The sequence below is a fragment of the Pseudomonas sp. Root71 genome, from assembly GCF_001429045.1.
Lineage (GTDB): Bacteria > Pseudomonadota > Gammaproteobacteria > Pseudomonadales > Pseudomonadaceae > Aquipseudomonas > Aquipseudomonas monachiensis.
Genome location: NZ_LMHY01000028.1, coordinates 23601 through 48910, shown reverse-complemented (window position 1 = coordinate 48910; position 25310 = coordinate 23601). Strand labels below are relative to the sequence as shown.

Genomic DNA, 25310 nt, shown 5'->3' with positions numbered 1-25310 from the left:
TCATGAGTTTCTCGAACAAGGAACAGGGTCATCACAAAGAAGCGCTGCTACCCAGGGCGCGGGATATCGATGCATTGGTGCGTGCCGAGCATATCGATCCTTTCGCCATTCTCGGCCCCCACGCCGATGGTGCCGGCGGACAATTCATTCGTGCGTATCTGCCGGGCGCCCTGAGTGTGCAGGTACTGGCCAGGGACTCCGGCGAGGATCTGGGTCACCTTGAGGCCACGCAGACACCGGGTTTGTTCGTCGGGCATTTCGATCGAGCGCAAGCGTACCTGCTGCGCACCCGTTGGGCCGGCGGCGAGCAAACCGCAGAAGATCCGTACAGCTTTGGCCCATTGCTGGGCGAAATGGATTTGTACCTGTTTGCCGAAGGCAATCACCGCGACCTCAGCGCGTGCCTGGGCGCGCAACTGAAAACCGTGGACGGCGTCGACGGCGTGCGTTTCGCGGTGTGGGCACCGAATGCCCGGCGGGTGTCGGTGGTCGGCGATTTCAACGTCTGGGACGGGCGCCGGCACCCGATGCGCCTGCGTCATCCCACCGGTGTCTGGGAATTGTTCATCCCGCGCCTGCAAGCCGGGGACACCTACAAATACGAGATTCTCGGCGCCCATGGCATTCTGCCGTTGAAGGCCGATCCCGTGGCGCTGGCCACCAGCCTGCCGCCGGACACCGCCTCGAAAGTCGCCTCACCCTTGAGCATCGACTGGCAGGACCAGGACTGGATGATGTCCCGGGGTGACCGCCAGCGGGTGACGGCACCGTTGTCGATCTACGAATTGCACGCCGGTTCGTGGCAATGCGAGCTGGATGACCTGGGTGAAGTGGCCCGCCAGTACACCTGGCCGGAACTGACCGAGCGACTGATTCCCTATGTCAAAGACCTGGGCTTCACCCACATCGAACTGATGCCGATCATGGAGCATCCGTTCGGCGGTTCGTGGGGTTATCAGTTGCTGTCGCAATTCGCGCCGAGTGCGCGCTATGGCACGCCGGACCAGTTCGCTGCGTTCATCAACGCCTGCCACCAGGCCGAACTCGGGGTGATTCTCGATTGGGTGCCGGCGCATTTTCCCACCGACACCCATGGCCTGGCCCAGTTCGATGGCACGGCGCTGTACGAGTATGGCAACCCGCAGGAAGGGTTCCACCAGGACTGGGACACACTGATCTACAATCTGGGTCGCACTGAAGTGCACGGCTACATGCTGGCGTCGGCGCTGCACTGGCTCAAGCATTTCCATGTCGACGGCCTGCGGGTCGATGCAGTGGCCTCGATGCTGTATCGCGACTACTCGCGCAAGGCCGGCGAGTGGGTGCCGAACCGCCATGGCGGACGGGAGAACCTGGAAGCCATCGACTTCCTGCGTCACCTCAATGACGTGGTGGCACTCGAGGCGCCCGGTGCGTTGGTGATCGCCGAGGAATCCACCGCATGGCCGGGTGTCAGCCAGGGCACGCAACAGGGCGGCCTGGGCTTCGCCTACAAATGGAACATGGGCTGGATGCACGATTCGCTGCATTACATCCAGCAGGACCCGGTGTACCGCGCCCATCACCACAACGAGCTGAGTTTCGGCCTGGTGTATGCGTGGTCCGAGCGCTTCATCCTGCCGATCTCCCACGATGAAGTGGTGCATGGCAAACACTCGCTGATCGACAAGATGCCCGGCGACCGCTGGCAGAAATTCGCCAACCTGCGGGCCTACCTGAGTTTCATGTGGGCGCATCCGGGCAAGAAGCTGTTGTTCATGGGCTGCGAATTCGGCCAGTGGCGCGAGTGGAACCATGACCAGCAACTGGACTGGTACCTGTTGCAATACCCCGAGCACCAGGGTGTGCAGAAACTGGTGGCCGACCTCAACCGCTTGTACCGCGAAGCGCCGGCGCTGCATGAGCAGGACGATGTGCCGCAGGGTTTCCAGTGGCTGATCGGCGATGACGCGATCAACAGCGTTTATGCCTGGTTGCGCTGGAGCAAGGAGGGTGAGCCGGTGCTGGTGGTGGCCAACTTTACGCCGGTGCCGCGTGAGGCTTATCGCGTCGGGGTTCCGTTTGCCGGGCAGTGGAACGAGGTGCTCAACAGCGACTCCTCCATCTATGCCGGTTCCAATTACGGCAACAGTGGCGGGGCGGTGGCCGAGGAGACGCCGAGTCATGGGCAGGCGTTGTCGCTGGTGCTGAATTTGCCGCCGTTGGCGGTGTTGATGTTAAGGCCGCAGGGCTGATCCAGAGCCGCGTTGCTGCTCCCACATTGGATGAATGTGGGAGCGAGCCTGCTCGCGAAGGAGCCAGCCTGGTCAAAGCATCTTTTGAAGTATTTCCTCACCAGCGCAGCCGTACACCCAGGTTACCGTAGGTTTTCCGTTGTTGGTTGCTGTCGATATTGTTGGTGTAGTCGAGTCCGGCGTACACGCTGAACGAGTCTGCAACGCTCAGCACCATGCCGATGCCCAGGTCGGCGGACGAGGTTCGTTGCTGGGTTTCGACCTGATCGAGATGGTCAAAGGTGACCGTATCGGTACCTGTGAAGGTGTGCCAGATGTTGGCCCGCAGATAAGGTTCCAGCGGCCGGCCGCCGACCTCGTAGCGACCCTTCAGGCGTGCGCCGACGCGGCCGGTCCAGGCAGTGTCGGAATCGAACGAGACATGGGAAATACCGTCGTCCTGGCTGTCGAGTCTGACTTTCTGGTAAATCGCCTGTGCCTGGGGTTCGACCACCCAGTTACCGGCCACCGGGATCGGGTATCCGACTTCTGCCGATAACGTCGTCACGTGCCCTTCATTGTCGATCTTCAGTCCACTTTCGGAGCGGTTGTCGCCGTTGAGCCGGGTGTACATGGCCACGGTATCGAGATACGCGCCGGCGCGATCGGTCAGGGTCCAGTAAACGCCAAGACTGTCGCCTTCCAACTCGACGTTGCCGGAGCGCTTGCCCGCGAAGCCCTGATTGAAACCGTCGACATCGCCTTGCAGGCGGCTGTGGCCGATGAAGAAACCGCTGCGCTGGGTTTGCCCACCCGCCCACTCTGAGCTGAACAGATCATTGCCGACCTGAAAACCGTTGAGCGAGCCGTCCAGTCTTGGGGTGACGGTGCCGGCCCAGGTCTGCTCGAGGTTCTTGCCGTAGACCCGGCCCCAACCGGCGCTCAAGACACCGGTTTCACTCAGCAGGCTCTGATCGCCCTGACGGTCATGGAAGGTGCCCAACGCGGCAAGGCTCAACTGTGCTGCAGCTGGCGGCACCACCGACCAGGTAGGTACGGCCTCGCGATACAAGGGGATTGGTGCTGCGCCGGGTACGGCGGCCGGTAGCACCGGGGCTTCGACGATTGCAACGCCTTCAGCCGCGGTGGCCACAACCACCGGTGCGGCCACCGGCACTGCCACAATGGGCACCAGCGTCGGCGGCAGCGCGGGATCAGGGTTGGCGACGGCAACGACTGGCGGCGCCACCACCTGGGAGCGCAAATACCAACTGTTTTCGCTGCCCGGTGTGATACCGCCTTTGAACAGGCGGTAATCGAAGGCGCCAACCGACACCGGGGCTTTGAGGGCGAACGCGGTGCTGTCGCTGACCGCCGTGCCTTGGGCCTGTACCAGCTGGATTCCGTTTTCCCGGGTCAAGGCGCCCACGCCGCCAAGGTTGGTGACGCTGATCAGGGTGCTGCCGGTCAATGTCCCGTTGTTGACCACCAGCTTGTCACTGGGAGAACTGTCATCGCCCACGGCACTTTGCAACAACAGCTGGCCACCGTTACCCACGTAATTGCCTTCAACCGTCAGGCTGTCATTGGTGCGCGAGTTGCCACGAGTGAGGTCGATGATCCCGCTGTTGTTCAAGGTAACGAGCCGACCTGCGGTCAATGGCACGATGCTGCCTTGCGCCGACGTCAGGGTGCTGCTGCCATCGAGATTGAACACGCCCGTGCCGCTGGTGCTGTCCCCCAATTGAAAGGTGCCATCGAGATCAAAGCGCGAGCTGTTAGCGAGATTGACCGTTTCCCAGTTGATATACCGGGCGGCGCCTGACGAGGTGGTGTGATCGAAGGTCAGCAGGTCATTGCCGACGCCGCCATTGATGCTCGGGGTGAGGGCGAGGGTGCTTTCGCTGAGGTTGCGCAGGGTGGCGCTGTCGTTGCCGGCCTCCAGCAGGATTTGCGAGCGGATGATCCCGTCGCCGTCCCATACCAGGGTGTCATCGCCATTGCCGGCGCGGATCTCGCCGACGATTTCCCCGCCGGTGACCGTGATGCTGTCGTTGCCATTGCTGACACTGATGTTGCCACCGATCCTCCCCCTGGAAACGATAATGGTATCGGTGCCCAAACCGGTCACCAGGTTGCGAAGTATCTGCCCACCCGACATTTCGAAGAGATTGTTATCGAGCTTCATGTCAACCCGGCCGATGGAGCCACCGGTCATCCTGGCGACGTCGCCGTCCTCGAAAGCGCCGACGATGGTGCCGCCGGTCATCAGGAAGGTATCGCGACCATCCCCTTGGGCCAGTGACTGAACAGTTCCGCCAGACATGACGAAGTCATCGATGCCATTGCCTTGGCTGAGTGCCCCGGCTACGGTGCCCGAAGCAATGGTCACGGTGTCGGCGCCGGTACCGAAGGTCACGTTACCGTTGATCCTGCCGGTGCCGTTGGCAGGAAAGGTCAGGGTGTTGTTGCCCGACAGGTCGGTCAACGGTCCACTGGTGGCGCTGTCGCAGACGAAGTTGTCGTTACCGACGGTGGGGATGAGTGTGCAGGCGGCGTCGGCAGCCTGGGGCCAGTTCGCGCATAACCAGATCGAGAACAGGCAGGCGCTTAAACGGTATTTGGGCAGATCTGTCGAAAACTCCATGGTTGCCTCCGCGATGGGGTCAACGTCCGTTCCTTTGGCCGTCAGCAATGGCCAGGAACGACTGCCCTTACCGGCATCGGCAGGGCGTCACCAACGTAGCAGGCGCCGCTTCAATGCGGCTACTGTCAGAAATAACAGGTGGGGGGCGTTATCACAGCGCCAGGCGCCTGATAGCCGTGATTCACAAGTGCACTTCCACCGCCAGCGGCAAATGATCGGACAGGTGCGTCCACGGCTTGTTTCCCAGTATTTGTGGCTGGTGGCTGCTGGCGTTGCGCAGGTAGACGCGATCGAGGCGCAGCAAGGGAAACCGCGCGGGGTAGGTTTTGGCCGGTCGGCCAAGGTGGCGTTCGAAGGCTTCGTGCAAGTAGTCGCGGCGGGCAAGGGTGGCATTGCCCTGCATCTGCCAGTCGTTGAAGTCGCCGGCAATGATCACCGGCGCATCATCCGGCAGGGATTCGAGGAGCTGACAGAGCAACTGCAACTGCAGTTGTCGATGGCTTTCCAGCAGGCTGAGGTGAACGCAAATGGCATGCACTTCGCGATGCCCCGGCACGTCCAGCACGCAGTGCAGCAAGCCACGGCGTTCCGGGCCGGTAATGGAAACATCCAGGTTTCGATACTCGCGGATCGGGTATTTCGACAGCAGGGCATTGCCATGGTGACCGTCGGGATAGACGGCGTTGCGCCCATAGGCGAAGTCGCTCCACATGCTGTCGGCGAGGAATTCATATTGCGAGGTTTGTGGCCAATCGTTGTAGCGGGAGGAATGGCGGTCGTGCTCGCCGACGACTTCTTGCAGAAACACCAGGTCTGCCGACGTACTGCGCACCGCTTCACGCAACTCAGGAAGGATGAAGCGCCGGTTGAGTGCAGTAAAACCCTTGTGGGTGTTGACCGTCAGCACGCGAAGCCGATGAATCGTCGGGGGCGTGTTCAAGGGTGTCGATTCGGCTGCCTGCCGTTTTGGATAACTGGCCACTTACACTCCTCTGACTCAAGGCTGCTTATGCATGCGACTGATGCAAAGGCAGGCAGTTCAGTCCGATGGACTGCACCGGGTCGATAATCGATGAGTTCATACCAACACGATTTCATAAGGCAAACGGATACGCTCCAACAGCGGCCGGGGCAGCAACGGCGCAAGGCCGATGGCCGGTTCGCCGTCCAGTTGGCTGGCGTAGGCATGGGTGGCGTGGCTCTTGCGGGCGACGGTCCAGGTATCGAGGCGCACCTTGCGGGCGCGGTGCCAGGGGATCAGTTCACGGTCTCGTGCCGGCCAGTGCCAGGCCCAGAACGGTACGTCGTTGTAGGTTGCCCCTGCGTTGGCTGCCGCCCTGGCGCTGGCGCGGCCAACGGTGTCGTGGTCGACGTTGCCGTCCTCGCGCCAGGTGCTGAACACCACATCACCGGGGCGCAGGTAGCGCGTGATGAATTGGGCGATCTGATCTTCGTGCTCCACCAGGGCGTTGTCGGTAAACCCGCCACGAATCCACTTCAGGCTGTGCATCGGCAACCCGAGCCGGCGGATGGCTTCGACGCTTTCCTGGGGACGAAACACGCTGAGGCGTTTTTCCGACCACTGCCGAGAGCCCGGATGGCTGGCGCTGCCGTCGGTGATCGAGATCAATTGCAGCGGGTGGCCGAGGTTGCTGAGCAACTGCAGCAGGCCGCCGCAGGTCACTACCTCATCGCCGGGGTGCGGGGCAATGAGCACCGCGCGTGCGCCGGTGGGTACCAGCGACTGGGTGCTGATGACCGGAATGCTGTCCAGTTGCGGGGCGCTGTTCCAGATCTGTGATGGCAGGCTGGCTTCGCTCAGGGAAACGGGTTTCATAGTCGATACGTCCTTGTTCTGCGTCGCCTTCAGTCGTGCATGGGACCAGCCCGGCAGACCCGTGAGGGCTCGTTGATAGCGGAGCGACAAGCCAAACCCTGGATTGCCGCGAATCGAGTATTGCTCATGTAACGCTATTCGTCGCGTCGCGAACCTGTCCGCAATGACTTTTCCGCTCTGCGGTGTTGCGGCCATAAACGCCTGTAGGCTTTTTTACTCTTCTTCCTCATGCTGCAACTCGAACAGCAGCAACGAGCGTCCGGTGACCGAGTACTCGTGGCCAAACTCGAAACGCTCCTGGCCGCGGATCGACGGCTGGTTGGTGTCGATCATGCATGTCCAGAAACCGCCGTCAGGCACTTCCGGCAGCCGGAAATTGACGATGTCGTGATGTGCGTTGACTACCAGCATCAACGTCGCGTCGACGCCTTTGCGGCGGATGCCGGTTTCCTGGGCGCGGCCATCGAGCAACATGCCCAGGCATCGATTGTGCGCATCGTGCCAATTTTCGGTGGTCATTTGTGTGCCGTCCGGCGCCAGCCAGGTCACGTCCTTGACGCCGATATCCTCGTTGTAATTGCCCACCAGAAAACGTCCGCGCCGCAGAACCGGGTAGGTCAGGCGCAACTTGATCAGGCGTTTGACGAACTTGAGCAGGGCCTTGCCATCTTCGCTGAGGTCCCAGTTGACCCAGCCGATCTCACTGTCCTGGCAGTACGCGTTGTTGTTGCCGTCCTGGGTGCGGGCGAACTCGTCGCCGGCCACCAGCATCGGCGTGCCTTGGGCCAGCAGCAGGGTGGCGAAGAAATTGCGCATCTGCCGATGGCGCAGCGCGTTGATCTCGGGATCGTCGGTGGGGCCTTCGGCGCCGTGGTTCCACGATAGGTTGTTGTTGCTGCCATCCTGATTGTCTTCGTCGTTTGCCTCGTTGTGCTTGTCGTTGTACGACACCAGATCGTTGAGGGTGAAGCCGTCGTGGGCGGTGACGAAATTGACCGATGAGTATGGCCGCCGACCACGTTGATTGAACATATCGCCCGAAGCGGTCAGGCGGCTGGCAAAGTCAGCCAGTTGGCCGTCGTCGCCTTTCCAGAAGGCGCGCACGGTGTCGCGGAACTTGTCGTTCCACTCGACCCAGCCCGGCGGAAAGTTGCCGACCTGATAACCGCCGGGGCCGCAGTCCCAGGGTTCGGCGATCAGTTTGACCTGGCGCAGCACCGGGTCCTGGCGGCAGGCCACGAGGAAACTGTGGCGCTCGTCGAAACCGTCGTGGTAACGCCCCAGAATGGTCGCCAGGTCGAAGCGGAAGCCGTCCACGTGCATTTCCGTGGCCCAGTAGCGCAGGGAGTCGGTGACCATTTGCAGTACGCAGGGGTGGCTCAGGTCCAGGGTGTTGCCGGTGCCGGAATCGTTGATATAGAAGCGCTTGTCATCGGGCTTGAGGCGGTAGTAGGACGCGTTGTCGATGCCGCGCATGGACAGGGTCGGGCCTTGCTCGTTGCCCTCGGCGGTGTGGTTGTAGACCACGTCGAGGATCACCTCCAGATTGGCTTCGTGCAGGTGCGCGACCATTTCCTTGAATTCGGCGATCTTGCCGCTGGCCAGGTAACGCGGATCGGGGGCGAAGAACGCAATGCTGTTGTAGCCCCAGTAATTGGTCATGCCCTTGTGCAGCAGATGCTGGTCGTTGACGAAGGCGTGGATCGGCAGTAATTCCACAGTCGACACGCCGAGCTTGCGGATGTGCTCCACCACATCATCGACCATCAACCCGGCAAAGGTGCCGCGCAGGTTTTCGGGGACGGCGGGGTGGCGCATGCTGAAGCCGCGCACATGGGTTTCATAGATGATCGTCCTGTCCCACGGCACGCTGACCCGATGATCGTGGCCCCAGGTATGCGCCGGGTCGATGACCTTGCATTTGGGCACAAAGGGCGCGCTGTCCCGTTTATCGAAGCTGAGGTCAGCGTCGGGGTGGCCGATGGTGTAGCCGAACAGCGCTTCGGACCATTTCAGCTTGCCCACCAGTTGTTTGGCGTAGGGGTCGATCAGCAGTTTGTTGGGGTTGAAGCGATGGCCGTTGGCCGGGTCGTATGGACCGTAGACGCGATAGCCGTAGATCAGCCCCGGATGGGCGTCGGGCAGGTAGCCGTGGTAGATCTCGTCAGTGTATTCGGGCAGTTCGATGCGTTCGAGTTCCACCTCGCCGGCGTCGTCGAACAGGCACAGTTCAACCTTGGTGGCGTGGGCGGAAAACAGGGCGAAGTTGACTCCCAGTCCATCCCAGGTGGCACCCAGTGGAAAGGGCAGGCCTTCGCGGATTCGTGTGGTTTCGGCACGAGTGGCTGGCGCGGCGGCTTTCTTCGGACTGGTCATAGGTATTCCTTAAAGCGGCGGCAACCTGTAGGAGCAAGCCCGCTCCCACAGGGACCTGTGAGTTGCCACAGATTGCAGTTACACCACCAAACACTGTGTGAGCGGCGGTGCGGCGGTCCGACTTGCCCGCGAAGGGGCCTCAAGGCCTATTCAAACCGCTGGCGGTTTTCGCGCAGCCCGGGGCTTTTTCTCAGCGGCCTTTTCCCCCGGCGGGATCACCTTCGAAGCCGCCGCCGGTTTGGCCTTGGTTTTTGCCGCGGCGACCTTGGCATCGCCAGCCTTGCCATTGGCCGTTTTGCTGACCGGGGTTTTCGCAGCAGCCTTGACCGGCTTTTTCGGGGCCAGGGCTTCGGCTTCCGCCAGTTTGCACGCCATTTCCCAGTGACGGGCCTCCTGGCCTTCGGGTTTTCCTTCGGATTCCCAGATCTGATAGGCAAATTCGCGGATGCGTTTATCGTCGGTACTCATCGTAATGCTCCTGAACTGAATTCAAGTGTGGGCAGTTTGAAAAATGAGATTGACCGGGAAATCCCCCAGCGCGGCGCTGATCAGCAGCTCCCTGTGTTCTGTGACTGTGATGCGGGAAAAAAGTCCCTGCAGATGTTCGTCCGGGACGGTGAACGGCAGTTTGACCCGGGTATCGCCCCACAGCGGCGCGTGGACCTGTGGTTCGGCACCGTTTTCCAGCAGATCGGCACAACGTATCGGCACAATCACAATGGCGCGTTTCCCCTCCCGTTCACGGACAAATCCCAGCACTCGATGGGCCTCGCTGCCCACCACTTCCAAAGCCTGGCAGGTACCACGCCGAAACAGCTCGGCATGCTCGGCGCGCAGGCTCAGGGTGCGCGCAATCAAGGCTTGTTTGATGCGCCCGTCACGCCAGTTTTGCATCAAGTCCGGCAGGTCCACCGCTTGCTGCAGCGCCTGCTGGCGGCTGGCGTAATCCACGGGACGACGGTTGTCCGGGTCGACCAGGCTGAAGTCCCAGAACTCGTTGCCCTGATACAAGTCCGGTACACCGGGCACGGTCATGCGCAGCAAGGTTTGCGCCAATCCGTTGAGTGCGCCGGGGGCGGCAATCGAGCGGGCAGCCTTGGCCAGGGCCGTACGCAACAACTCGCCTTCGGGGCTGAGCAACAGACGCTGGATAAAGTCTTCGCTCGCTTGCTCGTAAGGGTCATTGGGCGCGTTCCAGCTACTTTGCAGTTTGGCTTCGCGCAGGGCCTTGCGTTGCCACTGCCAGAGGCGTTTTGCGTAGTCCTCAAGGGCCGGCGCATGATCGATCTCCAACGCCAGCGGCCAGCTGCCGATGATCGCCTGGTAGAGAATCAGTTCATCCCCCGTCGATGGCATTTGATCGTCGTTGCGCAAGGGCCGGGCGAGGGCGCGCCACAGGCCGATCTGGTCGGCGTACCAACTGCTGCGCTCGCTCAGTACCGCCAGCCGCGCCCGTGAATCTTCACCGCGCTTGTGGTCGTGGGTGGCGCTGGCCAGCAGATTGTCCGGGAAGGTGTCGAGGCGTTCGATACAGGCCTGATGAAAGTCGGCGACAGGTGCGCTGAACTGTTCGGTGTTGAAGCCAACGTCATTGCGCGAGAGCAGGACCGCCGAACGATAGAACGCGGTGTCTTCCACCGCTTTCGCCGCCGCCGGTGAGGTCAGTTGCTGGAAACGTACGCAGGCGTGCTTCAAGCGTTTGCGCTCGCGACCGGCCGGGCGCGAACGCCAGGGTTCACCGCCGAGCCATCCGGCCAGGCAGTCGAGCACCGGCCAGTCCTCTTCACCCAGGGTTTGGCGGGCGCCGTCCATGGCCTGACGGAAAAACGCCTCGCCCTGGGCCGACCGGCCAAGGGGACTGATGTAGGTGCGGTACACCGGGAAATGCACGATCAACGCCTGCAAGGCCCGGCGAATGGCGCCGAGGGTCAGGTCGCGGGTCATGAGGTTGTCCCGGGCCACTTGCAGCAAGGCCTGGGCAACGCTTTCGAAATCTCCGGCCAGGGAGCCGCTGAGGACTTGCTGGCGGGCCAGTTGAGCTTCTTGGGCGAAATCGGCGGACCGCTCGCTGTGACGATGCCAGAGTTCGGCCAGAGTCTGCGCGCCCCGTGGATCCTGTTGCAGTAGTGACAACTGGTTCATGAATTCGTAGCCGGTGGTGCCGTCCACCGACCAGTCGCGAGGCAGGGTTTCCCCTTCGCCCAGGATCTTTTCCACATAGATGGGCAGGTGCCGGCCCGCTGACAGGCTGTCGACCCGGCGGCGCAGCTTGCGGCAATAGCCTCGCGGGTCGGCGAGGCCGTCGATGTGGTCGATGCGCAACCCGTCGATCAGCCCTTCAGCCACCAGTTGGAAAATCTTCGCGTGGGTGGCTTCGAACACGGCGGGACGCTCGACCCGCAGTCCGCCGAGTTCATTGATATCGAAGAAGCGCCGCCAGTTGATGTCATCGGCGGCGGTGCGCCAACTGGCGAGGCGATAGCTCTGGCGTTCCAGCAGGTTGTGCAGGCGCCGGAAGCCTTCGCCGGTCAGTGAGTCGTAGTTGTTCAGGTGCTGCTCGATGGCGTGGGCCAGGGCCGGATCGTTGACCAGATCGCGAAGTTCCGCTTTCAGCGGCAGGGCCAGGCTGTGGGCGTCGGTCTGGTAGCTCAGGGTGCTGAAGCGATCGGCCAGGTTTTTCAGTTGTTCGGCCTGCTGTGTATCGAGCGGTGCATCGGTCCTGAGCAGTTCCCCGTAATCGCTGGGGCAAATCGGAAAGCGATGTTCGTAGTGCTCGACATGGAAGCTGCCGTGCCAGGCATCGAAGCGCAGGGGCAGGGTGCCGTCCTGCAACGCGACGCCGTAGTCGCTGCCCAGAAACGGCAGGAGCAACTGGCCTTCCATCAACGGGTCGGGTGAATGCCACTGGATGTCGAAAAACTCGCCGTAAGGGCTCAGGCGTCCCCACTCCAGCAAATCCAGCCACCAGGGATTGTCACCGCCGCCGACCGCCATGTGGTTGGAGACGACGTCGAGAATCAACCCCATGTTGTGCTCGTGCAGGGCGCTGACCAGGCTGCGCAGCGCCGCCTCTCCGCCCAGTTCCGGATTGACCCGGGTCGGGTCCACCACGTCATAACCATGCATCGACCCGGCGCGGGCACGCAACAGCGGGGAGGCGTAGACATGGCTGATGCCAAGACGGGAGAAATACGGCACCAGTGGCACCGCATCTTCAAGCGTGAAGCCTTTGTGAAATTGCAGGCGCAAGGTGGCGCGCAGTAGACGACTCGGTACCAGGGTCATCGATCACGCTCGGCCGCCTGGAGCCGCGCACAGGCGAGCAACTCCAGGCGTCGTGCGGCATCCGCTCTGTCGAGCAGGGCTTCGCTGTAACCGGGCAAGCGCCGCGACCAGTTGGGGTGGGAGTCGATGGTGCCGGGCAGGTTGGCTTGCTGTTCGACACCAAGGGCGTCTTCCAGGGGCAGCAGCACCAAGGGGGCCCGGGTATGACCGAGGAAGCGCACGCTGGCATCGAGCACCTGGTCGGTTTCGTGGGACTCTTCACGGAAGTTCTGCGGGTCCTGGCTCAACGCCCGGCGCAGGCCTTCGCGCTCGCGTTCGCGGTGCTGGCGCCATTCGATTTCACCACTGGCATCGAGCAAGCCGAGCCGGGCGTTCCAGTCGATATCGCGGCCATGCCACCAGCCGTTGAGGGTCGGCAGGTCATGGGTGCTGGTGGTGGCCAGGGCGTTGTCCGGCCAGTCGAGGATCGGCTTGAAATGCGTGTTGTCCTGTTCGAACAGCAATACCCGCATGCCCAGCATCGAGCGGGCGATGAGTTTTTCCCGCAGGCCGTCCGGCACGGTGCCGAGGTCTTCGCCCAGGACGATGGCCTGGTGACGATGGGATTCCAGGGTCAGCAGGCGCAGCAGATCGTCCACCGGGTAATACAGGTAGGCGCCGTCCGCTGGCGGCGATCCATTGGGGATTACCCACAGACGCTGCAAGCCCATGACGTGATCGATGCGCAAGCCACCGGAGTGGGCGAAATTGGCCCGCAACATTTCGATGAAGGCCCGGAAACCATTGCGCACCAGGCCTTCAGGGGAGAATGCGGAAATCCCCCAGCCTTGGCCCGTGCGGTTGAGAATGTCCGGCGGCGCACCGACGGTGAGGGACGCGAGCAGTTCGTCCTGACGGCTCCAGGCCTGGCTGCCGCCACCATCGGCGCCAACGGCCAGGTCGGCGATCAGGCCGATACTCATGCCGCTGGCGCGGGCGGCGGTTTGCGCGCGCTCCAGGCAGCGCGTGATCAGCCACTGGCAGAAGGCGAAGAAGCCGATGCGCCCGGCATTCTCTTCGGCGAATGCCGCCAGTTCGGCGCTGCGCGGATTGCGCCAGGGTTCAGGCCACTGCCGCCAGTCGAGGTGTTCACCCCGGGCGGCGCGCGCCTCCTGGATGGCTTCGAAGCGACAGTGGTTTTCCAGCGCTTCGCCGGCGGCGTGACGAAAGCTGCTGAAGTCTTCGTGCAAAGGATGTTCGCCCTGGACGAAACCTTCGTACAGCGACTGCAACAGCCGATGCTTGGCTTCGGCGGCGGCCGGCCAGTCAATCAGCGGTCGCTCTTCCAGCGCCTTGAGTTCAATGGCCAGCCCGGTTGCATCGATGGCGGTGCGCAGTGCGCGTTCGCCGAGAATGGTGCCCGGGGCGCAGTAAAGGCTGTTGAGAAATAAGCGGCTGGACGGCGAATAGGGGCTGTAGCGTTGGGTGTCACTGGAAAACATCGCATGCAGCGGGCTGATCGCCAGCGCCTCGGCGCCACGCTCGCCGGCCACCCGGGCGAGGTCCTCCAGCGCCTGGGTGTCACCAAACCCGCCATCGCCGGGGCGGCGCAATCCATACAATTGCACACTCAGGCCCCAGGCACGGGGGATGGGGTTGTCCACGGCATCGGCCACGCTGTAGCAACGGGCCGGGGCTACGGCCAGGGTGAAGCTTTGTCCGTCGATGCTGACCTGTTGATAGCCGACCGGTACCAGCCCCGGTAGCACCGCGTTGGCGTCCAGTTTCAGGTCGAGCCGCGAACCGTCTTCGAGGTGGATTTCGCAAGGGGTCCCGGGCTCGAAAAAACGCGCCAGGTCCAGGCCCTTCCCGACATCGGCGGTGATCAATGGCGGCAAGTGATGGGTCTGTTGCACCTCTTGCAGTTCCAGCAGGCTGGCGTCGATTTCCTGGGCGCTGCCGGCCGGGTGGCCAAGGCCGGTCAGCACATTGCGCAACACGGACGGCGCGACTTTTTGCGGGCGGCCGTTGGCGTCGAGCCAATCGACTGCGAGACCGGCACGGCTGGCCAGGATTTCCAGTTGCGCATCACTCATGGACGCTCTCCAAACGGGGTAGCAAAGGGGGCTGCGGCGGCGAGGGTGACGAGCGCGCAATACGGGGCAAGGGTGTTTGGGGCCGGCAGGTCGGCGCCCTGTGGCGGGTATTCGAACAAGCGCGTGGCACCGGTCTGTGAGGTGTGGACTACGGGGCTGGCGCTGAGGTTCAGGTCAATGCGCAGCTGGCTGCCATCGCCCAGGCGCCAGGTTGCACTGACCGCGGCTTCACCCAGCACATCGGTGCCCAGTGCCCGGGCGCCCGGCAGGCGCGGGATGATGTGCCGGTGACGGATCTGCAACAGTCGTCGATACAGGTCGTGCATCTCGCAATGGCCGGTCGATGGCAGGACTGGGCGGGACGCTGCAAATGTCTGCGGATCGTTCGGGTCCGGAATGTGTTCGCGCAGGATCGGGTCGGCAAAGGCGCTGAGCGCCGCGAACTCATTGCGCCGGCCGTCGCGAACCTGCCTGGCCAATTCACCGTGATGGCTGGTGAAAAACAGGAAGGGTTGCTCGACGGCAAATTCGTCGCCCATGAACAGCAGCGGAATCATCGGCGACAACAGCAGCAACACCGTGGCGGCCCGCAGCGCTTGCGGGTGGGCGAGTTGATGCAGGCGCTCGCCGAAGGCCCGGTTGCCGATCTGGTCATGGTTCTGCAAAAACAGGATGAATGCACTGGGCGGAAGATGTCCGCTGGGTTCGCCCCGCGCCACACCATGGCGATTGAGATGGCCCTGGAACACGAAGCCCTGGCTCAGGCAGCGCGCCAGTTGTTCGGTGGGGTTTTGCGCGTAGTCGGCGTAATAGGCGTCGGTTTCGCCGGTCAGCAACACATGCAGGGCGTTGTGGCCGTCATCGTTCCACTGCGCGTCGTAACCCTGTTCGAGCAGGCTGGCCTGGTTATGTTCGTTCTCCACCATCAGCCACACATGCCGCGCCGGTCCCGTCTGCTGGCGCACCCGTCGTGCCAGTTCCTGGATGAAATCCGGGTCTTCGATGGCGTGCACCGCGTCCAGGCGCAAACCGTCGAAACGGTACTCCAGCAGCCACATCAAGGCGTTTTCGATGAAGAAGTCCCGTACTTCGCGACGGCGCAAGTCGATGGCCGCGCCCCACGGCGTGTGTTTGTCTTCGCGAAAAAAGCCCTTGGCATAACGATGCAGGTAATTGCCGTCCGGGCCGAAGTGGTTGTAGACCACGTCGAGGATCACCGCCAGGCCGTGGCCATGGGCGGTGTCGATCAAGTGCTTGAGCTGCTCGGGGGAGCCGTATGACGCCTGGGGCGCGTAGGGCAGGACGCCGTCATAACCCCAATTGCGTTCGCCGGGAAACTGCGCGACAGGCATCAGTTCGATCGCGGTGACGCCCAGTTCGACCAGCCGCGCCAGATGCTGCTCGACGGCGCTGAAGCCGCCGAGCGCACCGACATGCAGTTCGTAGATCACCGCTTCGTTCCACGGCCGTCCCAGCCAGGCGGCGTGTTGCCAGGCATAGGCCAGCGGATCGACCACCACGCTGTGCCGGTCGATGTCGCCGGCCTGGGCGCGGGAGGCCGGGTCGGGCACTTCCAGTTCGCCGTCGATGCTGTAGCGGTAACGCGTGCCCGCCGCGCATCGGATGTTGCTCACGAACCAGCCGTCGGCCTGGGGCAGCAACGGCAAGGACTGTCCATTTTCCAGTTCGACACTGACGTAGTACGCATCTGGCGCCCACAACGCGAATCGCGTGTGCTCTGCGTCCAGCATGATTGCGCCGTGGGGCCAGGTCTCAAGGGTCCGTAACGGCATCTTCAAAGCCTCTTACTGTTTGTGCGATTTCCCCAATGCCTTGGCCACAAGCTGTTCGTAGAGCTCGGCGTAGGGTTCGACCGCCTTGCACCAGTTGAACGGCGCCGCCATGGCCCGGCAGCGCATGGCGTGCAGCAGGCCGGGAAAGGCGAACACCTTGAACGCGCGGCTCAGGGCTTCCTGATAGCTCTGCACCGTGGATTCATCGAACAGGAAACCGGTCACGCCGTTTTCGATGGTGTCGGCAAGACCGCCGGTGTTGCGTGCCACCGGCAACGAGCCGAAGCGCTGGGCGTACATCTGGCTCAGGCCGCATGGCTCGTATCGCGAAGGCATCAGCAGGAAGTCGCTGCCGGCAAACATGCGCCGGGCGTCGGTTTCGTTGAAGCCGATGCGCACGCCGATCTGCCCGGGGAAGCGCAGGGCCAGTTCACGCATGGCCTGTTCTTCTTCCGGCTCGCCGCGACCGATGATCGCGATCTGCCCGCCATTTTTGACGATGTACTCGGACACCGCCTCTGTCAGGTCCAGGCCTTTCTGATAAACCAGGCGCGAAACCACGGCGAACAGCGGTCCTTCGGAGTCTTTCAGGCCGAACAGTTCGCGGACATGGGCGGCGTTCACGGCCTTGCCATCCCAGTCGCCGATGTCGAACGGGCAGAACAGGTGCGGGTCGGTCGCCGAATCCCAGCTTTCATCGATGCCGTTGGGAATGCCACTGAGCAGGCCTTGCTGGGTCTTGGCGGCGAGGAAACCGTCCAGGCCGCAGCCGAAATCCGGGGTGGTGATTTCCTGGGCGTAGGTCGCGCTGACCGTGGTGATGTGGCTCGAATAGGCCATTCCGGCCTTGAGGAACGACATTTTGCCGTAGAACTCCATGCCTTCCTGTTGCAGCGCGTGTTGGGGAATGCCCAGTTCGGGGCACGAGCCCAGGCTGGTCACACCTTGATAGGCCAGGTTGTGGATGGTGAAAAGCGTCGGTGTGCGCTGCCCACGCCAGTGCATGTAGGCAGGGGCCAGGCCGGCGGGCCAGTCGTGGGCGTGCACCAGGTCCGGGCACCAGTGGATCTGCGCGAGATTGGCGGCAATATCAGCCGCCGCCAGGCCCAGGCGGGCGAAACGGATATGGTTATCCGGCCAGTCGCGGCCGTTGTTGGCGCCGTAGGGTGAACCTTCGCGCTCGTAGAGTTCGGGGCAGATCAACACGTAAATGACCAGGCCATCGGGCATGTCCATGCGCCCGATCTTGCACGGTGGCAACGCAGCATGGCCGCCAAGCTCACCGATGATATGAATGGGGTTCTCGCTGTGCAGCACTTGCGGGTAACCGGGGATCAACACCCGTACATCGTGCAGATGGGCCATGGCCCGCGGCAGTGCTGCGGAAACATCGCCCAGGCCACCGGTTTTCACCAGGTCGGCAATTTCCGAGGTGACGAACAGGACTTTCTTACGGTTCGGATTCTGGTTGGCTGCCGGGGTCAGCGTCCTGGTGCCTGGAACGCTGGCGGGTTGGGTGTTTGCGGCAGTTACGGCGCTCGATTCGCCGACCTGATGAGCACGCTCTCCCTGTATTTCCAAAGCCGTACTGATCATATGAATCTCCCGTGTTGTTGATCTAATTCTTAGGTCTGGCAAACGGTGTTTCATGGCCATTTCCCGTGGCCGGCGCAAACGCGCTGCGCATCAGTGAGCAAGCGCTGCCCAATGCGTCGAGTCGAAGCAAAAGGGTTGAATCAGCCGTTGCAAAGATTGCACCAGTCGCAACGCACCTTCTTGTCAGAGGACCGATCGGGATTGGAAAAAGTTTCGACTATTTTTCCATTTTGTGACCGACCGGTTTCGCCTTGAGAAAGTGAGTCTAGGCCAGAACTTAGAGCGGTAAAGGGCAGATGGCAAAATTGTTCGACAATCGGTTTGTAGCGGAACGGACGTGCCTGATCGAGGTGCAAACGCCCCGACGAAGTGCATGTTTTTTTGCGTTCGGGCCTCAAAAAGTCACTGGGCAGTCATATAAATGTGCGACGTGATATATCAGGCGCGCACTATTGTGGTGCGTGTTTTTTGAGTCCCGCATTTGGCCAAACCACTGCCTTACTGCCCACCTTCATGCCTTGTTATAGTTCGGACCTCATTTTTGCCCGCAAAAGGATCATTGGCATGTCTCAGTACACTGCGTTCAACGTCGAACTGGTCGATAAAATCGCCCATGTGCAGATCAACCGCCCGGAGAAGATCAACTCGATGAACGCGGCGTTCTGGAGCGAGATCGTCGAGATCTTTCAGTGGATCGACGACACCGATGAAGTGCGGGTGGTGGTCCTCAGCGGAGCAGGCAAGCATTTCTCCTCGGGGATCGACCTGATGATGCTGGCCGGCGTGGCCAATGAACTGGGCAAGGACGTGGGACGCAACGCGCGCCTGTTGCGGCGCAAGATCCTCACCCTGCAAGCTTCGTTCAATGCCGTCGATAACTGCCGCAAACCGGTGCTTGCGGCCATTCAGGGTTACTGCCTGGGGGGCGCCATCGACCTGATCGCCGCGTGCGACATGCGTTATGCCGCCGAGGACGCACAGTTTTCGATCAAGGAAATCGACATCGGTATGGCCGCCGACGTTGGCACGCTGCAACGCTTGCCGCGAATCATCGGTGACGGCATGCTGCGCGAACTGGCTTACACTGGTCGCACTTTTGGCGCCGATGAAGCGCGGAGCATGGGCCTGGTCAATCGCGTCTACAGCGACAGCGCCAGCCTGCTCGACGGCGTCATGGGTATTGCCCGGGAAATCGCCGGCAAGTCACCGATCGCGGTCACCGGCACCAAGGAGATGATCAGCTACATGCGTGACCATCGCATCGATGACGGCCTCGAATACATCGCCACCTGGAACGCCGCCATGTTGCAATCCACCGATCTGCGCGTGGCCATGGCCGCCCATATGAGCAAACAGAAACCCGAATTTCTGGATTGATTAACCATGATTCCTCGCTGGACCACCGCAGTACTGGACACCGATCAACCCGGCGGCTGGGCCATCGCGCGCAGCCCCGAAGGCTTTCTGTTCGATGACAACGGCGCACTGTTCGCGCGCGAATGGCTGAAACGTCAGGACCTGTCGATTCTGGCCGAGCATGGCATCGGTCACCTCGATGGCGAGCCGGTCTATCTGCTGGAGTTGCGCAGCCACAGCGAAGTGCCGGGTTGCAACTGGAAAGGCCTGCGGGCGTTCATGCTCGAAGGCGATCACACGCTGTACAAGGTGCTCGGTTACGCCGCGCAGATCGGCACGTGGGCCCGGGAGCACCGCTTTTGCGGTAACTGCGGTCAGGCCATGACCCAGGTGCCGCGCGAGCGCGCGATGTATTGCCAGCCATGTGATCTGCGCAGCTACCCACGGATTTCGCCGAGCATGATTGTCCTGGTGACTCGAGGCGATGAAGTGCTGTTGGCACGTTCACCGCGTTTTGTCAGCGGTGTCTACAGCACATTGGCGGGGTTCGCCGAACCGGGCGAATCGGCCGAGGACTGCCTGATTCGCGAGGTTCGCGAAGAGGTGAGCATCGAGGTCAGGAACATCCAGTACATGGGCAGCCAGTGCTGGCCGTTCCCGCACTCGATGATGCTTGGCTTTCACGCCGAATATGCCGGTGGCGAGATCGTCTGTCAGGAAGACGAGATCGAGGACGCCCAGTGGTTCAACGTGCACGAGCTGCCGCCGTTGCCGGCGTCACGCTCGATTGCCCGTTACCTGATCGACGTCTATGTGGCGCGGCGCTTAGGCCACGCTGAACCAGTGCTGCCAGGCTAGGCGCACGGTCAGGCCCAGCACCACGGTGATGAACACCGGGCGAATGAATTTCGCGCCGCCGCTGATGGCGGTGCGAGCGCCGAAGAAGGCGCCGACCATCAACGATGAGCCCATGCACAGGCCGATGACCCAATCCACCTGACCGGAAAAGATGAAGATCGATAGTGCCGCCGCGTTGCTGACGAAGTTCATGCTGCGCGCCACGCCGCTGGCCTTCACCAGGTCGATGGGGTAGAGCAGCAGGCTGCTCACGGTCCAGAACGCACCCGTGCCGGGACCGGCCACGCCGTCATAGAAGCCGAGGCTGAAGCCTTGGGTCGACTGCCACTTTTTCTTGATCGGTGCGTTGCTATCCAGCGGCGCTTTCGGCGTACCGCCAAACAAGAGATAGACACCGCAAGCGAAAACGATCACCGGCAGCATTTTGTTCAGCCATTCCGCCGGCAGGTAATGGGCGACCACGGCACCGGTCAGCGCGCCGACCAGAGTGCCGACGATGGCGTGGACCCATTGCGCGGGGTGGAACAACTTGCGGCGGTAGAAGGTGAAACTGGCAATGGCCGAGCCGAAGGTCGAACTGAGTTTGTTGGTGCCCAGCACCAGGTGCGGCGGCAGGCCGGCGGTCAGCAAGGCAGGAGTGGTCAACAGCCCACCGCCACCGGCGATGGCGTCGATGAAACCGGCAACAAAAGCGACAAGGGCCAGGATGGCCAGGGTGGAGAGGTCAACGCTAAGTTCGAAAGGCATGGGATCGGCTTAATCGGCGGGTGCAGGAAGGGCTGCGGGGAAGGGGCGACATGTTACCCACACTAACAACACAACACCAATGTGGGAGCGGGCTTGCTCGCGAAGAGGCCGCCAGATCCAGCATAAATGTTGGCTGACACACCGCTTTCGCGAGCAAGCCCGCTCCCACAGGGTTTAGCGTGAAGCTGAATTACAAGCCCAGATCCGACAGCCCCGGATGATCGTCAGGCCGACGCCCCAGCGGCCAGTGGAACTTGCGTTCGCTTTCCTTGATCGGCATGTCGTTGATGCAGGCGAAGCGGCGGGCCATCAGGCCGTCCTCGTTGAACTCCCAGTTTTCGTTGCCGTAGGAGCGGAACCAGTTACCTGAGTCGTCGTGCCATTCATAGGCATAACGCACGGCAATGCGATTGTCGGTAAATGCCCAGAGCTCCTTGATCAGCCGGTAGTTCAGTTCCCTGGCCCATTTGCGGGTCAGGAAGCCCTTGGCCTCTTCGCGGTTGTGGGCGAACTCGGCGCGGTTGCGCCATTGGGTGTCCAGGGTGTAGGCCAGGGACACACGCTCGGGATCGCGGGAGTTCCAGCCGTCTTCGGCCAGGCGAACTTTTTCAATCGCCGATTCACGGGTGAATGGGGGTAATGGCGGACGAACTTCGGCGTTAGACATTTCAAGTCTCCGTATCAAGTTAAAGTTCAAACAATTGTCGAGCTTGATCAGGTTGCTACAGGTCCAATAACTTTCGCGCCATGCATTGCGCATTATCGGCGGCACTGTGATCACCCATTACAAGCGCCACGGTAATGGCACCGTCGATCAGGATCAGCAGCTGTCTGGCCAGCAGTTGCGGATCCTCGGCGCCATGTTCGGTACACAGCTCGCACAGGTAGTCGAGCAGCTTCTGTTTATGTTCTTTGGCGACCAGGCGCACCGGGTCTTGCGGGTCGCCGGTTTCGCCGCTGGTGTTGATGAAGGCGCAGCCGCGGAAACCTTCGCAGGCGAACCACGACTTGAGTACGGTAAACAGGTTGAGCAGTCGCTCGGCCGGGGTTTGTGCCTGGCCGACTGCGCCTCTGTACCAGTGCATCCAGCGCTGGTCGCGGCGTTGCAGGGCCGCCACAACCAGTTCGTCCTTGTTGGCGAAGTAGCGGTAGACGCTTTTTCTGGAGACGCCGGCGGTTTTCACCAGAAGATCCATGCCAGTGGCGGCTATGCCACTTTTGTAGATCAACTTTTCGGTGACATCCAGAATGATGTCGCGTGTGTCGTTGCTAGTGATTTCGTTCATGTGACAAACAGTAGAACGATCGTTCTCCATGGTCAATCGATATTTTTCTAGTGCCTGATAAATGGTCTTCGCGAGCAGGCTCGCTCCCACATGGGAATGCATTCAGCCAGTGAGAGCGAGCCTGCTCGCGAAGGGGACATTACAGACGGTAACAAGACCCGAACCTTTGCATGGTGTAAGCTCATGGGTTCTTCGGATTCGACCCATTGCGAGCCCTATGCCGTCGCTTTTCAAACGCTCCCTGCTGCCCAAGTTGCGCAGTTTTCCGCTGACGGCCGATGCCGTCAGCGTCCTCGCCGGCGCTGCCGAATTCCGTCGTTGCCTGCTGGAGAAAATTGCCAGCGCGACCCGGCGTATCTACATCGTTGCGCTGTACCTGCAACAGGATGAAGCCGGCCAGGAAATACTCGATGCCTTGCACGCGGCCAAACTGGCGCGTCCGGAACTGGACGTGGTGGTGGTCGTCGACTGGCTGCGCGCCCAGCGCGGCCTTATCGGTGCCGGCAAGCAGCCGGGAAACTCCGCGTGGTATCAGGAAGTGACCCGTACCCATGCCAGCGAAGTGCCGATCTACGGCGTCCCGGTACAAACCCGCGAGCTGTTCGGTGTGTTGCACCTTAAAGGCTTCGTGATCGATGACTGGGTGATCTACAGCGGCGCGAGCCTGAACAACGTCTATCTGCACAAGTTCGACAAGTACCGCTACGACCGCTATCACCTGTTGCACAATCGTGAACTGGCCGATTCGATGCAGCACCTGGTGCAGCACGGCCTGGTGGCGTCCAAGGCGGTGCACCGCCTCGACCTGCCGAACCTGCCGACCACCCGCAGCCTGCGCAATGACATTGGTGACCTGCGCAGCCGCCTCAAGCACGCGGCGTACGACACCACGCAGGGCACCACCGACAGGACCGGTTTGTCCGTCAGCCCGCTGCTTGGCGTCGGCAAGAACAATCCGTTGAACCGGGTGATCTGCGAACTGATCGCCAGCGCCCAGCAGCAACTGACCATTTGCACGCCGTACTTCAACCTGCCGCTGGCGATCATCCGCGAGATCAACCGCGCACTGGCCCGTGGGGTGAAGATCGACATTGTGGTCGGCGACAAGACGGCCAACGATTTCTACATTCCGCCGAGCGAACCCTTCCGGGTCATTTCGGCGCTGCCGTACCTGTACGAAATCAGCTTGCGCCGGTTTGCCAAGCGTCATCAACGCAACATAAACAGCGGGCAGTTGAACCTGCACCTGTGGCGAGATGGCGACAACACCTATCACCTCAAGGGCATGTGGATCGACCGGCGCTATACCTTGCTGACCGGCAACAACCTCAACCCGCGGGCGTTTCGACTCGATCTGGAAAACGCCTTGTTGATCGATGACCCCCATGGCGAACTGCTGGAACCGCGTGGCAAAGAGCTGGCGGAGATCTTCCAGCACACCCGGCGCATCGAGCACTTCCAGAACCTGGAAACCCTGGCCGAGTACCCGGCGGGCGTGGCCAAGTTCCTCAAGCGCGTGAGCCGTGTGCGGATAGAGCGGTTGCTTTACCGCATCCTGTAAACCCGGTGGGTCTCAGAAAAGCGATCGCGAGCAAGCTCGCTCCCACAGGGTTATTCGATCAGCGTTCAGCGGGTGGTTTCGGCTAATATGCCCCCACTCGAACAAGAACAGGGCTTGCCGCGATCCATGTCGGAAAAAGACACCATCTCCATTCAACTGGTGCGTGAAGCACTGTTGCAAAGCTGCGCGCCGGGCATCGCCACGGACGAGGTGTTGAGCAAAGTCGGCATCGACCCGCAACTGTTGGGCAGCACCGACGCCCGTGTTCCGGCCACGGCTTATGCGCGCCTGTGGCGGTTGCTGGCACGGCGCGGCGATGATGAGTTCTTTGGCATGGACTTGCGCAAACTGAAATCCGGCAGCTTCGCGTTCCTGTGTCGCAGTGCCATGCTCCAGCCCAACGTGGCGGCCGGAGTGGCCAGTGGCCTGGAGTTTCTGTCGTTGATCCTCGAGCACCTGCCGGCGCAGTTGGTGCGTCAGCAAAGCCTGGCGGAAATCGTCCTGCTGGAGGACGACAAGGACCCGCGCCGGGCCTTCACCTATTTCACTTACTGGATGATCGTGCATGGCGTTGCCTGCTGGCTGGCAGGGCGGCGGATTCCGATCCTGGCCATCGAACTGCGCTGTTCGAAGCCGGATTTCTGCGATGACTATCAGGTGATGTTTTCCGAGAACCTGCGCTTCAACCGCCCACGCACGCGGATGATTTTCTCCGCCGATTGCCTGGACCTGCCCATCAAGCGCAGCCCTGAGGAACTCGAGCGATTCCTGGCCCGTGCGCCGGCGAACATTCTGGTGAAGTACCGCGATCCGCAGAGCCTGGCCAGTCGCATCAAACACGACCTGCGCCACCTGCCGGCCGAACACTGGCCGGAAACCGAAGCCCTGGCGCAACGCCTGTGCATGTCGGCCTCGACCTTGCGCCGCCGACTGGCCGAGGAAGGGCAAACCTACCAGGGCCTCAAGGATGGCGTGCGCAAGGAACTGGCGATCGTCTGGCTGGCGGAGCCGGCGATCAGCTTCAGCGAAATCGCCACGCGGCTGGGGTTCGCTGACGTCAGTTCGTTCTACAAGGCGTTTCGCAAGTGGTCGGGGTCGAATCCGGGGCATTACCGCAGCCTGATTCTCAATGATACCGAGTAAGTCAGCAGCGCAATGACCGTATATTCCCGAGCTGTTAACGGCTGCCGGTGGTAGGCCCTGGCAGATTGAGGGTGCCACTGTCGACGAAACGCATCGTGTTGAACACCCCACCCGAGAGCTTGCCTCGCAGGACGTAGGGCATGTTGTTCAGCGTTTTCATCTGGCTGATGCCATAGGTCTGGCGGATCACCGAAAACGCCGAAACACTGACCGGCACGGTGACGATGGTGTCGGAAAAACGTCCGATCGTACCCTGCACATCGGTGACGCCAGAGGCGAAGGGCTGGCCATTGATGTCCAGGTCCAGGGCAACGCCGCTGTAGGTGAGGGTGTAGTCATTGGGGTTCTGCACGCGGATTCTCACGGCAAAGCGCACTTCCATGCCTTCGCCTTGCAGGGGGTCGACACCCACGACGTTGATTTTCAACGGGTCTCGATTGGGCAAGGAGGAGCAGGCGCCCAGACAGAGCAGGAGGGAAATCAGGACCGCATGGAGGCTGCGCATGGACGTGCTCTCATCTGAAAAAGACTGAACCG

The 25310-nt window shown here is 61.8% G+C and carries 18 protein-coding genes; 5 read left to right on the top strand and 13 right to left on the bottom strand.

Annotated features, from left to right (window positions below):
* Window positions 1-2 precede the first annotated feature (2 nt).
* Window positions 3-2234: a 1,4-alpha-glucan branching protein GlgB gene (gene glgB / locus ASD95_RS22665; RefSeq protein WP_056727516.1), complete on the top strand. Its 2232-nt coding sequence runs from the start codon at window positions 3-5 to the stop codon at window positions 2232-2234.
* A gap of 97 nt (window positions 2235-2331) precedes the next feature.
* On the opposite strand, the gene ASD95_RS22660 is transcribed toward glgB, so the two are convergent.
* The 9 genes from ASD95_RS22660 to glgA form a co-directional block, all read right to left on the bottom strand.
* The gene (locus tag ASD95_RS22660) at window positions 2332-4860 is read right to left on the bottom strand and encodes an autotransporter family protein (protein ID WP_056727515.1); all 2529 of its coding nucleotides are present in this window, start codon (window positions 4858-4860) and stop codon (window positions 2332-2334) included.
* 181 nt (window positions 4861-5041) lie between these two features.
* On the bottom strand, window positions 5042-5842 hold the full coding sequence (locus ASD95_RS22655) for an endonuclease/exonuclease/phosphatase family protein (protein WP_056727513.1): 801 nt from the start codon (window positions 5840-5842) through the stop codon (window positions 5042-5044).
* Window positions 5843-5938: 96 nt separating this feature from the next.
* Entirely contained in the window at window positions 5939-6697 is a 759-nt protein-coding gene (locus tag ASD95_RS22650) for a PIG-L deacetylase family protein (RefSeq protein ID WP_056727512.1), read from the bottom strand.
* A 213-nt stretch (window positions 6698-6910) separates the two neighbouring features.
* Entirely contained in the window at window positions 6911-9073 is a 2163-nt protein-coding gene (gene glgX / locus ASD95_RS22645; protein ID WP_056727510.1) for a glycogen debranching protein GlgX, read from the bottom strand.
* A gap of 150 nt (window positions 9074-9223) precedes the next feature.
* The gene (locus tag ASD95_RS22640; RefSeq protein WP_056727508.1) at window positions 9224-9541 is read right to left on the bottom strand and encodes a DUF2934 domain-containing protein; all 318 of its coding nucleotides are present in this window, start codon (window positions 9539-9541) and stop codon (window positions 9224-9226) included.
* Between the two features lie 21 nt (window positions 9542-9562).
* Complete coding sequence (locus tag ASD95_RS22635) at window positions 9563-12358, bottom strand: malto-oligosyltrehalose synthase (protein WP_056727507.1); 2796 nt, start codon at window positions 12356-12358, stop codon at window positions 9563-9565.
* Entirely contained in the window at window positions 12355-14433 is a 2079-nt protein-coding gene (gene malQ / locus ASD95_RS22630) for a 4-alpha-glucanotransferase (RefSeq protein ID WP_056727505.1), read from the bottom strand. Before malQ ends, ASD95_RS22635 begins: the two co-directional genes overlap by 4 nt.
* Complete coding sequence (gene treZ, locus ASD95_RS22625; RefSeq protein WP_056727504.1) at window positions 14430-16226, bottom strand: malto-oligosyltrehalose trehalohydrolase; 1797 nt, start codon at window positions 16224-16226, stop codon at window positions 14430-14432. The genes malQ and treZ overlap by 4 nt, the downstream gene beginning before the upstream one ends.
* A gap of 12 nt (window positions 16227-16238) precedes the next feature.
* Window positions 16239-17822 carry a glycogen synthase GlgA gene (gene glgA, locus ASD95_RS22620; RefSeq protein WP_056727502.1) on the bottom strand — a complete coding sequence of 528 codons (1584 nt, stop codon included), beginning with the start codon at window positions 17820-17822 and terminating at the stop codon, window positions 16239-16241.
* Between the two features lie 564 nt (window positions 17823-18386).
* Here glgA and ASD95_RS22615 point away from each other — a divergent pair.
* Window positions 18387-19199, top strand: a complete 813-nt coding sequence (locus ASD95_RS22615) for a crotonase/enoyl-CoA hydratase family protein (protein ID WP_056727499.1) — start codon at window positions 18387-18389, stop codon at window positions 19197-19199.
* A gap of 6 nt (window positions 19200-19205) precedes the next feature.
* Window positions 19206-20036 (top strand): NAD(+) diphosphatase, encoded by an 831-nt coding sequence (gene nudC / locus ASD95_RS22610; RefSeq protein ID WP_046037107.1) that lies wholly within the window; start codon window positions 19206-19208, stop codon window positions 20034-20036.
* On the opposite strand, the gene ASD95_RS22605 is transcribed toward nudC, so the two are convergent.
* From ASD95_RS22605 to ASD95_RS22595, 3 genes are all read right to left on the bottom strand, one after another.
* Window positions 20004-20783: a TSUP family transporter gene (locus tag ASD95_RS22605; protein WP_056727498.1), complete on the bottom strand. Its 780-nt coding sequence runs from the start codon at window positions 20781-20783 to the stop codon at window positions 20004-20006. The two genes, nudC and ASD95_RS22605, sit on opposite strands and share 33 nt — an antisense overlap.
* Window positions 20784-20973: 190 nt before the next feature.
* Window positions 20974-21450, bottom strand: a complete 477-nt coding sequence (locus ASD95_RS22600; protein ID WP_056727496.1) for a nuclear transport factor 2 family protein — start codon at window positions 21448-21450, stop codon at window positions 20974-20976.
* Between the two features lie 55 nt (window positions 21451-21505).
* Complete coding sequence (locus ASD95_RS22595; RefSeq protein ID WP_056727494.1) at window positions 21506-22069, bottom strand: TetR/AcrR family transcriptional regulator; 564 nt, start codon at window positions 22067-22069, stop codon at window positions 21506-21508.
* Window positions 22070-22286: 217 nt separating this feature from the next.
* Between ASD95_RS22595 and pssA the strand changes: the two genes are divergently transcribed.
* Window positions 22287-23630, top strand: coding sequence for a CDP-diacylglycerol--serine O-phosphatidyltransferase (gene pssA, locus ASD95_RS22590; RefSeq protein ID WP_056727493.1), 1344 nt, complete (start codon window positions 22287-22289; stop codon window positions 23628-23630).
* A 126-nt stretch (window positions 23631-23756) separates the two neighbouring features.
* Window positions 23757-24773: an AraC family transcriptional regulator gene (locus ASD95_RS22585; RefSeq protein ID WP_056727491.1), complete on the top strand. Its 1017-nt coding sequence runs from the start codon at window positions 23757-23759 to the stop codon at window positions 24771-24773.
* 34 nt (window positions 24774-24807) lie between these two features.
* On the opposite strand, the gene ASD95_RS22580 is transcribed toward ASD95_RS22585, so the two are convergent.
* Window positions 24808-25278: an LEA type 2 family protein gene (locus tag ASD95_RS22580; protein WP_056727489.1), complete on the bottom strand. Its 471-nt coding sequence runs from the start codon at window positions 25276-25278 to the stop codon at window positions 24808-24810.
* Window positions 25279-25310: the final 32 nt, after the last annotated feature.

What these genes read in the sequence shown, in the direction of transcription:
- glgB (WP_056727516.1), top strand. Translation starts at nt 3, where the DNA reads ATGAGTTTCTCGAACAAGGAACAGGGTCATCACAAAGAAGCGCTGCTA.
- ASD95_RS22660 (WP_056727515.1), bottom strand. Translation starts at nt 4,860, where the DNA reads ATGGAGTTTTCGACAGATCTGCCCAAATACCGTTTAAGCGCCTGCCTG.
- ASD95_RS22650 (WP_056727512.1), bottom strand. Translation starts at nt 6,697, where the DNA reads ATGAAACCCGTTTCCCTGAGCGAAGCCAGCCTGCCATCACAGATCTGG.
- glgX (WP_056727510.1), bottom strand. Translation starts at nt 9,073, where the DNA reads ATGACCAGTCCGAAGAAAGCCGCCGCGCCAGCCACTCGTGCCGAAACC.
- ASD95_RS22640 (WP_056727508.1), bottom strand. Translation starts at nt 9,541, where the DNA reads ATGAGTACCGACGATAAACGCATCCGCGAATTTGCCTATCAGATCTGG.
- ASD95_RS22635 (WP_056727507.1), bottom strand. Translation starts at nt 12,358, where the DNA reads ATGACCCTGGTACCGAGTCGTCTACTGCGCGCCACCTTGCGCCTGCAA.
- malQ (WP_056727505.1), bottom strand. Translation starts at nt 14,433, where the DNA reads ATGAGTGATGCGCAACTGGAAATCCTGGCCAGCCGTGCCGGTCTCGCA.
- treZ (WP_056727504.1), bottom strand. Translation starts at nt 16,226, where the DNA reads ATGCCGTTACGGACCCTTGAGACCTGGCCCCACGGCGCAATCATGCTG.
- glgA (WP_056727502.1), bottom strand. Translation starts at nt 17,822, where the DNA reads ATGATCAGTACGGCTTTGGAAATACAGGGAGAGCGTGCTCATCAGGTC.
- ASD95_RS22615 (WP_056727499.1), top strand. Translation starts at nt 18,387, where the DNA reads ATGTCTCAGTACACTGCGTTCAACGTCGAACTGGTCGATAAAATCGCC.
- nudC (WP_046037107.1), top strand. Translation starts at nt 19,206, where the DNA reads ATGATTCCTCGCTGGACCACCGCAGTACTGGACACCGATCAACCCGGC.
- ASD95_RS22605 (WP_056727498.1), bottom strand. Translation starts at nt 20,783, where the DNA reads ATGCCTTTCGAACTTAGCGTTGACCTCTCCACCCTGGCCATCCTGGCC.
- ASD95_RS22600 (WP_056727496.1), bottom strand. Translation starts at nt 21,450, where the DNA reads ATGTCTAACGCCGAAGTTCGTCCGCCATTACCCCCATTCACCCGTGAA.
- ASD95_RS22595 (WP_056727494.1), bottom strand. Translation starts at nt 22,069, where the DNA reads ATGAACGAAATCACTAGCAACGACACACGCGACATCATTCTGGATGTC.
- pssA (WP_056727493.1), top strand. Translation starts at nt 22,287, where the DNA reads ATGCCGTCGCTTTTCAAACGCTCCCTGCTGCCCAAGTTGCGCAGTTTT.
- ASD95_RS22585 (WP_056727491.1), top strand. Translation starts at nt 23,757, where the DNA reads ATGTCGGAAAAAGACACCATCTCCATTCAACTGGTGCGTGAAGCACTG.
- ASD95_RS22580 (WP_056727489.1), bottom strand. Translation starts at nt 25,278, where the DNA reads ATGCGCAGCCTCCATGCGGTCCTGATTTCCCTCCTGCTCTGTCTGGGC.